The sequence below is a fragment of the Flavobacterium plantiphilum genome (genome assembly GCF_046000495.1).
Classification (GTDB): Bacteria; Bacteroidota; Bacteroidia; order Flavobacteriales; family Flavobacteriaceae; genus Flavobacterium; species Flavobacterium plantiphilum.
This window is the reverse complement of record NZ_JBELQA010000003.1, coordinates 147,110-159,735: the sequence shown is the minus strand read 5'-3', so window position 1 is coordinate 159,735 and position 12,626 is coordinate 147,110. Positions and strand designations below refer to the sequence as shown.

Annotated in this window: 13 protein-coding genes; 9 read left to right on the top strand and 4 right to left on the bottom strand. The window is 33.6% G+C overall.

Translation table 11 applies throughout. From position 1 onward, the window contains the following. Positions 1 to 85 precede the first annotated feature (85 nt). On the bottom strand, positions 86 to 799 hold the full coding sequence (locus tag ABS764_RS06095; RefSeq protein WP_408080912.1) for a pyridoxine 5'-phosphate synthase: 714 nt from the start codon (positions 797 to 799) through the stop codon (positions 86 to 88). A 116-nt stretch (positions 800 to 915) separates the two neighbouring features. On the opposite strand from ABS764_RS06095, the gene ABS764_RS06090 reads away from it, so the two are divergent. The 8 genes from ABS764_RS06090 to murI all read left to right on the top strand — a co-directional run bounded on the left by ABS764_RS06090 (position 916) and on the right by murI (position 9,150). Continuing rightward, the gene (locus ABS764_RS06090; RefSeq protein ID WP_408080911.1) at positions 916 to 1,572 is read left to right on the top strand and encodes a CBS domain-containing protein; all 657 of its coding nucleotides are present in this window, start codon (positions 916 to 918) and stop codon (positions 1,570 to 1,572) included. A 5-nt stretch (positions 1,573 to 1,577) separates the two neighbouring features. Continuing rightward, positions 1,578 to 2,462, top strand: coding sequence for an NAD kinase (locus ABS764_RS06085; protein ID WP_408080910.1), 885 nt, complete (start codon positions 1,578 to 1,580; stop codon positions 2,460 to 2,462). Between the two features lie 171 nt (positions 2,463 to 2,633). Next, the gene (porG, locus tag ABS764_RS06080) at positions 2,634 to 3,317 is read left to right on the top strand and encodes a type IX secretion system protein PorG (protein ID WP_408080909.1); all 684 of its coding nucleotides are present in this window, start codon (positions 2,634 to 2,636) and stop codon (positions 3,315 to 3,317) included. 3 nt (positions 3,318 to 3,320) lie between these two features. Beyond that, a complete protein-coding gene (locus tag ABS764_RS06075) occupies positions 3,321 to 4,061 on the top strand; it encodes an isoprenyl transferase (RefSeq protein ID WP_408080908.1) in 741 nt (246 codons plus the stop codon). Continuing rightward, positions 3,994 to 6,696: an outer membrane protein assembly factor BamA gene (gene bamA, locus ABS764_RS06070; protein WP_408080907.1), complete on the top strand. Its 2,703-nt coding sequence runs from the start codon at positions 3,994 to 3,996 to the stop codon at positions 6,694 to 6,696. The genes ABS764_RS06075 and bamA overlap by 68 nt, the downstream gene beginning before the upstream one ends. 35 nt (positions 6,697 to 6,731) lie before the next feature. Next, positions 6,732 to 7,742, top strand: a complete 1,011-nt coding sequence (locus tag ABS764_RS06065; protein ID WP_408080906.1) for an OmpH family outer membrane protein — start codon at positions 6,732 to 6,734, stop codon at positions 7,740 to 7,742. 26 nt (positions 7,743 to 7,768) lie between these two features. Beyond that, positions 7,769 to 8,269 carry an OmpH family outer membrane protein gene (locus ABS764_RS06060; RefSeq protein WP_408080905.1) on the top strand — a complete coding sequence of 167 codons (501 nt, stop codon included), beginning with the start codon at positions 7,769 to 7,771 and terminating at the stop codon, positions 8,267 to 8,269. 107 nt (positions 8,270 to 8,376) lie between these two features. Further along, complete coding sequence (gene murI, locus ABS764_RS06055; RefSeq protein WP_408080904.1) at positions 8,377 to 9,150, top strand: glutamate racemase; 774 nt, start codon at positions 8,377 to 8,379, stop codon at positions 9,148 to 9,150. A 148-nt stretch (positions 9,151 to 9,298) separates the two neighbouring features. On the opposite strand, the gene ABS764_RS06050 is transcribed toward murI, so the two are convergent. Beyond that, entirely contained in the window at positions 9,299 to 9,817 is a 519-nt protein-coding gene (locus tag ABS764_RS06050; protein WP_408080903.1) for a gamma carbonic anhydrase family protein, read from the bottom strand. 11 nt (positions 9,818 to 9,828) lie between these two features. After that, on the bottom strand, positions 9,829 to 10,827 hold the full coding sequence (locus ABS764_RS06045; protein ID WP_408080902.1) for a PorP/SprF family type IX secretion system membrane protein: 999 nt from the start codon (positions 10,825 to 10,827) through the stop codon (positions 9,829 to 9,831). A gap of 145 nt (positions 10,828 to 10,972) precedes the next feature. On the opposite strand from ABS764_RS06045, the gene ABS764_RS06040 reads away from it, so the two are divergent. Continuing rightward, positions 10,973 to 11,872 carry a NifU family protein gene (locus tag ABS764_RS06040; protein ID WP_408080901.1) on the top strand — a complete coding sequence of 300 codons (900 nt, stop codon included), beginning with the start codon at positions 10,973 to 10,975 and terminating at the stop codon, positions 11,870 to 11,872. A gap of 71 nt (positions 11,873 to 11,943) precedes the next feature. On the opposite strand, the gene tsaB is transcribed toward ABS764_RS06040, so the two are convergent. Next, positions 11,944 to 12,615, bottom strand: coding sequence for a tRNA (adenosine(37)-N6)-threonylcarbamoyltransferase complex dimerization subunit type 1 TsaB (tsaB, locus tag ABS764_RS06035; RefSeq protein ID WP_408080900.1), 672 nt, complete (start codon positions 12,613 to 12,615; stop codon positions 11,944 to 11,946). Between the last annotated feature and the right edge of the window lie 11 nt (positions 12,616 to 12,626).

Below are 12,626 nucleotides of genomic sequence, written 5' to 3'. Positions count from 1 at the left end.
TGATTCTATATTTTAGATTGCAGATTTTTAGATTGCAGAAATGATTTCAAAACAAAATCAACACTTTTCAATCTAAATCAAACTATTATTTTAATTTTCGTAAATACATATTAACCACGTTTTCTAAACCAAGATACAAAGCCTCAGCAATTAAAGCGTGACCAATAGAAACCTCTAATAATCCGGGGATATTTTGTTTAAAAAACTGAATATTATCCAAACTTAAATCATGTCCTGCATTGATTCCTAAACCCAATTCATTGGCTAAAACAGCCGATTTTACATATGGATCAATTCCTTTCTCGTTTCCTAAACTGTATTGATGTGCAAAAGCTTCGGTATACAATTCAATTCTGTCCGTTCCGGTTTTTTTAGCACCTTCAATCATTTCTAATTCAGGATCCACAAAAATGGAAGTTCTGATTCCGTTGCGCTGAAATTCCTGTATCATTTCTGTTAAATACGCCTGATTTTTAATGGTATCCCATCCTGCTGAAGATGTAATAGCACCTATAGCATCAGGAACCAGAGTTACCTGATCCGGCTTACACTCTAAAACTAAATCTACGAAATTATGTTGCGGATTACCTTCAATATTATATTCTGTATAAACAATTGATTTTAAATCGCGCGCATCCTGATAGCGAATGTGACGTTCATCCGGACGTGGATGGATGGTGATTCCCTGTCCACCAAATTTTTGAATATCAGTGGCTACTTTTAATAAATCGGGAACATTTCCCCCACGGGCATTACGTAAAGTAGCTATTTTATTGATATTTACACTTAACTTTGTCATTAAAAACGTTTTTTAATTACGAAAAACTATAACCTGGTTACAAAAATACAAAGTAAAAGCTAGGCGTTTTTGCCTTTTTTTGATTATTTTGCATAAAAATTGAGTACTCAGATAAAATGGATATTACAAACTACATAACGACCGATTTTAAAGCCATTGACAGTCAGGAATCTATTGCTGTTGTAAGGGATTTTTTAGGAGATTTCAATTTCTCTCATTTCCCTGTTTTAGAAGACGGCGTATATATAGGTAGTGTTTCGGCTGAAGACATTGAAACTTTTGAAGAACAAAAAACAATAGCTGATTATAAATACAGTCTGGAACCATTTTTCACAAGAACAAATGCTATCTGGCTGGAAGTGCTGGAAGTTTTCGCCAAACATCATTCTAACTTGATTCCTGTTTTAGACGAAAACAATATTTATGCAGGATATTATGAGCTTGAGGATATTATGAGCTTTTTTAACCAGACTCCGTTTTTAAAAGAACAAGGACGTATTGTGAAAATCAGGAAAGGAGTTTTGGATTATTCAATGAGTCAAATCACTCAGATTGTTGAAAGCAATAATGGTAAACTTTTAGGTTTGTTTATTTCAGAATCTGACATTAACAGCGTTGAAGTAACTATAAAAATAAGTTCGGGAGCTATTAATGAAATTATCCAGACTTTCAGAAGGTATAATTATGAAATAATTTCAGAACATCACGAAGACTCTTATATCACTAATTTAAAAGAACGTTCAGACTATTTAGACAAATACCTTAACATGTAACCCCAATGAAGATAGCCATTTACGGTCAATATTATCAAAATAGCACAGAACCTATCATTAAAGACATCTTTGTTTTTTTTAACAGAAACAATATTGAAATCGTTATAGAGTCAAATTTTTTAGCATTAATTCAGGAAAAAAAGATTATTGAAAAAGAATACAAAACATTTTCTTCCCATAACGAATTAGACAGCAGTTTTGACATGCTTTTAAGCATTGGCGGAGACGGAACTATATTAAGAGCAGCCACCTTAGTGAGAGATTCCGGCATTCCTATTTTAGGGATTAATGCGGGGAGGCTGGGATTTCTGGCCACCGTTCAAAAAGAAAACATTGATGAATTTTTACAAATTGTAATCGAAAAAAGATATACTCTTTCCAAAAGAACTCTGCTGAGTCTAACCTCTTTTCCTGAAAATGAAGCTTTAAATGACATTAATTTTGCCATGAATGAAGTTTCTGTAAGCCGGAAAGACACTACATCGATGATTACTATTGATACTTATCTTAATGGAGAAATTTTAAACTCATACTGGGCAGATGGTTTAATTATTTCAACGCCTACCGGTTCAACAGGATATTCTTTAAGCTGTGGCGGTCCCATTCTTACTCCGGATGTACAAAGTCTGGTCATCACCCCTATCGCCCCACATAATCTCAATGCAAGACCCCTTGTAATTCCTGATGCAACAGAAATCATGTTAAAAGTTTCCGGGAGAGAAGAAAATTATCTGGTTTCATTAGACTCAAGAATTACTTCGGTTAGAAATGAATCCGTATTAACTATTAAAAAGACTCCTTTTCAAATAAATATGGTTGAAATACCTAATGAAACTTTCTTAAAAACATTAAGAACAAAATTGCTTTGGGGAGAAGATAAAAGAAATTAATTTTTTAAAATCTTCATTTTATACAATACACGTCAATTTTCCCGTTTTAGTTTAACAAAAACGAATTCTGATTAAGGTAAATTATTATTTTTTCAAAAAAAGGTACATTTATTTTAATCAGCATTGATTCGTATTGATAATTATTATATTTGCAAGCAATTTTCTATGAAAATGAAAAAAATTTTAAGTATAGCAGCCGGTTTATTTTTGTGCGGGACATTACAGGGACAAATACACGAAATAGGTGTTTTTCTGGGAGGCAGCAATTTTATTGGGGATGTGGGTAAGACCACCTATATCGCTCCTAATGAGCCTGCTTTTGGTATTTTGTACAAATGGAACAGAAGTCCAAGACACTCGTGGAGAATTTCATATTCTCAATCTGCAATTACTGCTGACGACCTTGATTCAGAAGAGCCTGGCAGAAGTCTGAGAGCTTATCATTTTGAAAATAGCATAAAAGAACTATCTTTAGCCCTTGAATTCAACTTTTTTGATTTTAATCTTCATACTTTAGACCAGAAAATCACACCGTATGTGACTTCCGGAATAAATATTTTAAGATACGATGATTTATATATTGAAGCTGGTGAAACGAAGAAAAACAAAGGAAGAAACTCCATTGCAATTCCGATGATTCTGGGAATAAAATCAAATATTTCGAGAAGACTGATACTTGCAGCTGAAATTGGAGCCCGCTATACTTTTACAGACAATCTGGACGGAAGTAATCCTAAGGAAGAAAGTTTTAGCGACCTGAGATTTGGAAATTTAAACAATAACGACTGGTATGTTTTTTCAGGTATAACATTAACGTATACCTTTGGCGAAAAACCATGCTATTGTGCAGAATAAGAAATGAGTGTACTAGATACTATAGATAAAAGCAATTTACCTCAGCACCTGGCCATCATTATGGACGGAAATGGCCGCTGGGCTAAAAAACAGGGTTTATTAAGAACAATAGGCCATGAAAACGGAACTAAATCAGTACGGGTTACTATAGAAAGCTGCATTAAATTAGGGATAAAAAACCTTACTTTATATGCCTTTTCTACTGAAAACTGGAACCGGCCAAAACTAGAAGTAAAGACACTCATGAAGATACTGATAAATTCTTTGCAAAAAGAATTTATTACTTTTCAGGAAAATGGTATCAAACTCAACGCAATCGGGAACTTAGACATGATGCCAAAATCAGCTCAGAAAGAGCTTTTGGAAGTAATAGAAAAAACGAAGAATAACTCCCGAATGACGCTTACATTAGCCCTCAGTTATGGGTCGAGAGAGGAAATTGTAAACGCTGTAAAGAGAATTTCTGATAAAGTTAAAAATAATATAATTTCAATCGACTCTATTGACGATTCAATTATAAATGAGCATCTTTACACGCAAAATTTGCCTGATGTCGATTTATTAATCAGGACAAGCGGAGAACACAGGATAAGCAATTTCTTACTATGGCAAATTGCTTATGCTGAATTATTTTTTTCTGAGGTTATGTGGCCTGATTTCAGAGAAGAGCACCTTTATGAGGCGCTTAGTAGTTATCAAAAAAGAGAACGTAGATTTGGAAAAACAAGTGAACAAATTAAATAATTTTTTAGTGTTGAATAAAAGTATAAAAGCATTACTTTCCCTTGCATTGTTGGGAAGTTTTTCACAAATTAAGGCACAAGACAGAGTACCATTCGACCAAGGTAAAAAATATATATTAGCTAAAGTTGAACTGACTAATAAAATTAGTTTTAACGATCAGACTGTAGTGACGTTTGCCGGATTGCAAAAAGGTCAGGAAATTACTGTACCGGGAGAACAAATCAGTTCTGCCATCAAAAAACTTGGAAAACTGGGCCTTTTCGACGAAATTGCTTTTTACGTCAACCATATAGATAATGACAGCATTTATCTGGATTTAGACATCGTAGAATTACCAAAACTGAATGATGTTAAATTTACAGGTGTTAAAAAAGGTAAAGTTGAAGGACTCATCAAAGACAATAGCCTGACAAAAGGTAAAGTAGTAAATGAAAACTTAATTACTACAACTAAAAATTACATTGAAAATAAATATAAAAAAGACGGTTATTTTAAAACCAAAGTCAACATTAATGTTGTAAAAGATACCGCTACCATCAATCAGGTAAACATGGTGGTGAGTGTAGACAAAGGCGACAAAATAAAAATCAGTAATATCGATTTTGAAGGCAATACCAAACTATCAGATAAAAGTTTGCGTAAAGCGATGAAAAACACGAAACAAAAAAATCCTATCCGATTATTAAAAGCCTCTAAATTTATCAAAGAAAAATACAAAGAGGATTTAGAAAAAATAATTGAAAACTACAAAGAAAAAGGATATCGAGATGCACGTATTGTCTCAGATTCAGTAGCATATAATCAAAAAAAGAATACTTTAGATATTAAAATAAATATTGAAGAAGGAAATAAATATTATTTTGGCGATATCAAGTTTTTAGGAAATTCCGTATATTCAGATCAGTTTTTAAACAGAATCTTAGGTATAAAAAAAGGGGAAACCTATAACGGAGTTTTACTGGAAAAACGAATTGCGGACAAAACAAAACCTGACGGTGAAGACATTACCAATTTATATCAGAATAACGGTTATTTGTTTTCAAACATCAATGCTGTGGAGGTAAAAACAGCTAATGACACTATTGACTTTGAGATCAGAGTAACCGAAGGACCTTTGGCTTATTTCAACCACATCACAGTAGTAGGAAACGACAAAACAAATGACCGCGTAATCTACCGGGAATTAAGAACAAAACCGGGAGAAAAATATAGTAAAGAAGAGCTGGTAAGAACGGTTCGGGAAATTGGTCAATTGGGTTATTTTGATCCGGAATCTATTGATCCTAAATTTAAAAATGTTGATGGTGCTGCAGGAACCGTAGATATTGAATACAATCTTGTAGAAAAAGGCTCCAGCCAGATAGAATTACAGGGTGGTTACGGTGGAGGTGGCTTTATCGGAACACTGGGACTTTCGTTCAACAATTTCTCAGCAAGAAATATCATGAACAAAGCTGCCTACAAACCGCTTCCTATGGGAGATGGTCAAAAAGTATCTTTGCGCTTACAAGGAAGTACTTATTTCCAGACGTACAGTGTTTCTTTCTCTGAGCCATGGTTTGGACAAAAAAAACCGGTACAATTTAGCACCTCTATTTCATACAGTAAACAATTTGCAAACAATTTTACTACTTTCAAGGTAGATAAATCCCAAAGTTTTAACATATTTACCGTATCTGTAGGTCTTGCAAAAAGATTAACTGTACCGGATGACTTTTTTGTACTATCACAGTCTATCAGTTATCAGCATTACGATTTAAATAATTATAACACTGGGTTATTTACCTTTGGAGACGGAGCTTCAAGAAACCTTGCTTATACAGTAGGACTTTCCAGAAGCAATAAAGGGGTAAATCCTATATTCCCTACTTATGGATCTGAATTTAGTCTTTCAGCTAAGATAACGCCACCTTATTCATTATTTAACAAAATGGATTACAAAGCTTTAGAGCAAGAAGAAGCTTACAAAGCAAAAAATAGTGACGGGAATTATATAGATTCAAATGGAAATGTAGTGGCTACTTTTCAGGAAGCAAGAGTTGACCAGGGAAAATTAGACCAGAAGAAATTTAATTGGCTTGAATACTATAAAATTAAATTTAAAGCTGACTGGTATACCAAAGTTTATGGTAAATTTGTTTTAAGAACATTAACTGAATTTGGATTTCTGGGTGCCTATAATCAGGACAGAGGACTGGTTCCTTTCGAACGTTTTTACGTAGGTGGAGACGGTATGGCTAATTATTCTATGGACGGAAGAGAAACAGTACAGTTGAGAGGGTATCCAAACAACTCTTTGACACCAATCATTGACGATGCAACTGATCCTAGAAACGGACAACAAATTGGAGCTACGGTATACAATAAATTCTCAATGGAATTACGTTATCCTATAACATTAAAAGCGGCAGCATCCATTTATGCATTGGCCTTTTTAGAAGCGGGTAACTCTTTTGAAAATTTTAAAAGCTATAATCCATTTGACATTAAACGTTCAGCCGGAGTTGGTTTAAGAGTATTTATGCCGGCATTTGGGTTATTAGGAATTGATTTCGGACATGGATTTGATGCCCTGCCAGGATCGAATACTCCAAACGGATGGGAAACTCATTTCATTATTGGACAACAATTTTAAAAAAATTGAGTTCTGATTTTCTAATACTTTAAGTTATGAGAAAACATTTTTTATTTCTATTTTTAGCCTCGATCGCTATCAGCAGTGTGCATTCGCAAACCCGTGGAAACAGAGTGGGTTTTATTGACATGGAATACATTTTACAAAATGTAAACAGTTACACAGAAACAAATGCATTACTAGAGGAAAAAGCAGAAAAATGGAAACAGGAAATAGAAAGTAAAAAATTAGAAATTAATAAAGTTAAAGAAGCACTTACAGCAGAAAAACCTCTTTTAACCAAATCACTAATTGAAGAACGGGAGACAGAAATTACATTCCTTGAAAATGAATTATTAGATTTGCAGCAAAAAAGATTTGGTCCTAATGGTTTATTAATGAGCCAGAAATCATTATTAGTTAAACCAATTCAAGATCAGGTATTCACAGCAGTTCAGGACATTGCCGAAGCAAAAAAATATGATTTTATCTTTGATAAATCTTCTGATTTAACCTTACTGTTTGCCGATAAACGATTTGACATCAGCGATCAGGTATTAAGGATAATCAATCGTACAGAAAAAAGAGAACAGCTCAGTAAAAAAGAATTAGCTGCAGAACAGGAAAAAGAAGAGAAAGAAGATGCAATAGCCGATAATCCAAATCTTGCCGAAAGACAAAAGATCCTTGATGAAAGAAAAGCAGCCAGAGAGAAAATATTAGCTGATAGAAAATTAGCTCAGGAACAAAAGAAAAAAGAATACGAAGAACGCAGACAAAAAATTCTGGATGACAGGGCTGCCAAAAAAAATGGCACGGTTTCTGAAACAACTAAAACAAACAGCGCTAATCCCGCTATAACAAATGAACCAAAAACTGTACAAGAAGACGCTCTTACGGAAGCCGAAATAGCCAAACAAAAAGCTATAAAAGCTAAAGAAAAAGCTGCTGAAGACAGAAAAAAATTAATTGAAGACCGTAAAAAAGCATTAGAAGAAAGAAGATTACAAATTATTCGCCAGCGAGACTCTATAAAAGCTGCCAGAGAAGAAAAATTAAAACAATAAATTAATTACTTAATATTTTAAAACCAATGAAACAAATTAAAACTTTATTAATTGCCGCTCTATTCGCTTTTGGAGCAAATCAGACTATCAGCGCTCAAGCAAAGACAGCTCATGTAGATGTAAGTGAGATAATGACAAAAATGCCAGCTATGCTAGATGCTCAAAATCAATTAGAAAAATTAAGCACTACATATGATGCAGACTATAAAAAAATGATTGAAGAATATCAGGCAAAATTGAAAAAATACGAAGCTGAAACTACAACAGTAACTGATGCTGTAAACACTGAACGCGCTAAAGAAGTACAGGATATGCAAAAAAGAATCACTGACTTTAGAGACAATGCTCAAAAAGAATTGCAACAAAAAGAATCTGATATCGTTAAACCATTAATGGAAAAAGTAAGAGCTTCTATCCAAAAAGTGGGGAAAGCTAAAGGATATCAATACGTTTTAGACGGTGCTAGTCTTTTATTAGCTGATGGACCAAACATTACAGCTGACGTTAAAAAAGACTTAGGATTCTAGTATTCAAAGCAAAAAAATTAAACCGCTCTTTTTTCTACACAGAATCGAGCGGTTTTTTTATAACTAATTCTTAGGAAAATTAATCGCCAGCTATTAAATTTGTTTTAATGGATAACAATAAGCCCATAGGTGTTTTTGACTCTGGTATAGGAGGAACTTCGATCTGGAAAGAGATTCACAATCTTTTACCTAACGAAAAAACCATCTATTTAGCCGACAGTAAAAATGCTCCTTACGGAGAGAAATCCAAAGAGGAAATTATCCGTTTAAGCATGAAAAACGTCGATTTTTTGCTTAACATGAATTGCAAATTAATTGTAGTTGCCTGCAATACTGCTACTACTAATGCCATAAAAGAATTAAGAGCACATTATGACATTCCGTTTATAGGAATTGAGCCAGCCATCAAACCCGCTGCAACTAACTCAAAAACACAAATCATAGGTATCCTGGCTACTAAGGGAACTTTAAACAGTGAGCTTTTCCATAAAACCACCGAAATCTACCATCACACCAAAATCATTGAGCAGATAGGCTATGGACTAGTGGAACTGATTGAAAACGGACAAATAGAATCACCAGAAATGAATCAGTTACTTCATTCTTATTTAGAACCAATGATTGAAGCGAATATTGATTTTCTTGTACTGGGCTGCAGTCATTACCCCTATCTTATCCCTCAAATAAGGAAAATTATCCCCAATCACATTCATATAATTGATTCCGGTTTAGCAGTGGCCAGACAAACGCAGAACGTATTACACACAATCGGTTTTAATACAGATAACAATAACACACCCATTTTTTACACCAATACCAATCCAAAAGTGTTAGAAAACATTTTGGGTAACAAATATCTTGTGGAGGAAAAATTATTTTAAATTATAATATTCAGAAAAAGAAAATAGTATTGACTGATAAATGCATTCCTATCAGCGAAAGCTACAAAAACTCCTTCTTTGAAAGAATCAATTTATAAGAAGTCATTAAAAAATGTCTGTCTGAGCTTGTCGAAGACCTGCATTTTTTTTATTCTTGCTCTTTAAACCAGCTGGAATATAATAGATAATTGTCTGCAATGCGTTCAATTTCACCTGCAAAATCGGATTGATTAAGGTCCTTCACTTTTTTAGCCGGAACCCCAGCCCAGATTGAACCTGAACTGACTACGGTATTTTGAGTAACTACAGCACCTGCCGCAATAATCGAATTACTTTCTACAGTACAATTATCCATTACAATTGCTCCCATTCCTATCAGAACATTATCCTGAATCACACAACCGTGAACAATAGCATTATGTCCAATTGAAACATTATTCCCAATTATTGTGGGATGTTTTTGATACGTACAATGAACCACAGCGCCATCCTGAATATTAACCTTGTTGCCTATTTTGATATAATTAACATCACCTCTTAATACTGCATTAAACCAAACACTGCAAGATTTCCCAAAACTTACATCACCTACAATCGTAGCGTTTTCAGCAATGTAACAATCCTCAGGAATAGCAGGTGATTTGCCTTTGATGGTTTTGATTATCATTTTGAATAAAATTAATTAATTGCCGGACAGTTACATTCGTATTTCTCCCGCTTACAGAATAAATTAAGTCCTAAGGTAATCTGATGAAATCCACCGGTACCAAACTTTACATCCCCTCCTAAATGGGAATAGGTATAAGCAAACATTGCATTGCCAAAATTAACACCAACAATGGGTGTTACAGATTGATATCTTTGTTTAGAAGTACCGTTTCCTGTATTAAACTCTGCTCCGTCAAAACTGCTTCTATAAGACAAACCTCCCCACAAAGTTCCAAAATCCAAATTTTTATAAACTTTCAAATTCAGATCTATTGCCTTTTCTGTCGTTGTTTCGGTGTATTGAAACAGCACTGAAGGTTCCCATAAAATTCTGGATTTGTCACCAAAAATATATCCTGTACTCAGAATATACTTTCTTAAATTATCACTTTCTACACCACTATAAATTTCTCGTCGGGTTTCAATTGCATTTTTAACGGTACCGTGAACATAAAAATCCAGATAATTATAGGACATCCCAAAATCAACATTAAAATAGGAATCTTTCTGAACAATTGTTCCATTAACCGTTGGATCAAAATCTCCTGATTGTAAAAAAGAAGTTTCATCCAGATTACTCTGAATTAAACCTCCGCTTATCCCAAAAGACAACTGGTTCAAATCGATTTCATCTCTGGAAAACATTAAATGATATGCATACGTAAGTTTTATACCTTTTTGAGAATGATAACCATTTTTATCGTTAAAAAGAATAATTCCGCCTCCTGCTTTTTCTCCTATTCTTCCATTAATACTTAAAGTCTGAAGCGCCGGTGCATCTTCCTGATCAAACCATTGTTTCCGGGCAGTGAGTCTGAGTTTAGTACAATTAGATGCTCCTGCCATCGAAGGATGAAGTAAGTAATAATTATCCGAAAGATAATCAGAATATACCGGAATTCCTTCTTGGGAATAGGCACACAGACCAATAAAAAAACAGATGACAAAGTATCTAATTTTAGTATACATTTAAAAAATATTAATCAAAGTGAATTGAAAAATTGAAAGAAACTCTGTCCAAAAACAAAAGTTAAGTTAATTTATTCATTAATAATTCAAATATAGTTATTCATAGAAAATAACTTTACTAAATTTGTAAAAATTTACAAAAATCATGACAAAAATAACTATCAAAGAAACACAAAATCCAACAATATTAAAGTTTGAGTTTGAGGATTTTATCACCAAGAATGAAAGTTTTGAGTTTAAAAATATAGACGAGGCTAAATCTTCTCCTCTGGCGCAACAATTATTTTATTTACCGTTTGTAAAAACTGTTTACATTTCAGGTAATTTCATAGCAGTAGAAAGATTCAGTATAGTAGAATGGGATGATGTTAAAGAAGCAGTTGCTGAACAAATTCAGGAATTTGTAAACAAAGGAGGAACTATCATTACACTGGATGAAAATAAACCTAAAAAACAACCTGTTACCGTTTACGGAGAAACAACTCCTAATCCGTCAGCTTTGAAATTTGTGGTAAGCCGAATGCTGACAAAAAACGCTGTTGAATTTAAAAATATTGATCAGACTGCAGCTTCTCCTCTTGCAAAAGAATTATTCAAATTCCCTTATGTAAAAGAAATTTTTATTGACGAAAACTATATTTCGGTAACCAAATACGATTTGAACAGCTGGGACGAAATCACATTAGAACTACGAACTTTCATCAAACAATATATTGAAAATGGTGGTGTAGTTCTTGACGAAAGTGTAACTATCAATGCCGAAAAACAAGAACAAATAAAAACGGAAGAGTTTGATAAACTGGATGTTACTTCTCAACAAATCATTAATATTTTAGAGGAATATGTAAAACCGGCTGTAGCTGCCGACGGCGGAAATATTGCTTTTGAATCGTATGATGAAGAAAGTAAAACTGTAAAAGTAATTCTTCAGGGTGCCTGCAGTGGTTGTCCATCATCAACTTTTACTTTAAAATCAGGAATCGAAAACATGTTAAAAAGCATGCTTAACGATGATAGAATTCAGGTTGAAGCGATTAACGCTTAAAACAAAATCACTATAAAACAGAAAAAGCGTTTCGGTAGAAACGCTTTTTTTATTGTATTACTCTTTTATTACTATTTTTTAGAAGTAGTTATCATAAAATCTTTCAGATAATATGGCTCGAAATAAGCTACATCTACAAAATCTTCTTTTAAGAATTTTTCATAACTCAAAGCGCTCATTTCGTTAGCGGACGGATATTTTATATCTTCTAAAAAAACAAAATTAAATTTAGTTAATACTTCTTTACACTTATCGGCACAATCACCCACAAAATACAATTTCTCCTCCAATTCCTGAAAAGATTCTTCTGTTATAACTTCTGCAAGAATGCTTCTTTTTTGCTCTAAATTGGCAGAAAAAACAGCACTATACACTTCCATTCTTCTAGCATCAAGCATCGGAATAATTAATCCACCATCAACTTTAGCCTGAGCTGCTAATGCCTGCAAAGTATCTACTGCAATTAACGGAATTCCTAATGCATAACACAATCCTTTTGCAGCCGAAACACCTATCCGCAATCCTGTGTAAGAACCCGGTCCCTGACTTACTGCAACAGCAACTAAATCTTTAAAATTAATTCCGGCGGCAGCGATACTCTCTTCTATAAATACATGCAAACGTTCAGCATGAGAATATCCTTCTTCGGCAATTTGATTACAAATAATAGTTTTACCGTTTTTAGCGATGGAAACAGAACAGTTTTTTGTTGCCGTTTCTATATTAAGTATATAATTGTTCAATGTATTTTCTT

What these genes read in the sequence shown, in the direction of transcription:
- ABS764_RS06065 (WP_408080906.1), top strand. Translation starts at nt 6,732, where the DNA reads ATGAGAAAACATTTTTTATTTCTATTTTTAGCCTCGATCGCTATCAGC.
- ABS764_RS06075 (WP_408080908.1), top strand. Translation starts at nt 3,321, where the DNA reads ATGAGTGTACTAGATACTATAGATAAAAGCAATTTACCTCAGCACCTG.
- ABS764_RS06095 (WP_408080912.1), bottom strand. Translation starts at nt 799, where the DNA reads ATGACAAAGTTAAGTGTAAATATCAATAAAATAGCTACTTTACGTAAT.
- ABS764_RS06060 (WP_408080905.1), top strand. Translation starts at nt 7,769, where the DNA reads ATGAAACAAATTAAAACTTTATTAATTGCCGCTCTATTCGCTTTTGGA.
- bamA (WP_408080907.1), top strand. Translation starts at nt 3,994, where the DNA reads ATGAGGCGCTTAGTAGTTATCAAAAAAGAGAACGTAGATTTGGAAAAA.
- ABS764_RS06090 (WP_408080911.1), top strand. Translation starts at nt 916, where the DNA reads ATGGATATTACAAACTACATAACGACCGATTTTAAAGCCATTGACAGT.
- ABS764_RS06050 (WP_408080903.1), bottom strand. Translation starts at nt 9,817, where the DNA reads ATGATAATCAAAACCATCAAAGGCAAATCACCTGCTATTCCTGAGGAT.
- porG (WP_408080909.1), top strand. Translation starts at nt 2,634, where the DNA reads ATGAAAAAAATTTTAAGTATAGCAGCCGGTTTATTTTTGTGCGGGACA.
- ABS764_RS06045 (WP_408080902.1), bottom strand. Translation starts at nt 10,827, where the DNA reads ATGTATACTAAAATTAGATACTTTGTCATCTGTTTTTTTATTGGTCTG.
- ABS764_RS06040 (WP_408080901.1), top strand. Translation starts at nt 10,973, where the DNA reads ATGACAAAAATAACTATCAAAGAAACACAAAATCCAACAATATTAAAG.
- murI (WP_408080904.1), top strand. Translation starts at nt 8,377, where the DNA reads ATGGATAACAATAAGCCCATAGGTGTTTTTGACTCTGGTATAGGAGGA.
- ABS764_RS06085 (WP_408080910.1), top strand. Translation starts at nt 1,578, where the DNA reads ATGAAGATAGCCATTTACGGTCAATATTATCAAAATAGCACAGAACCT.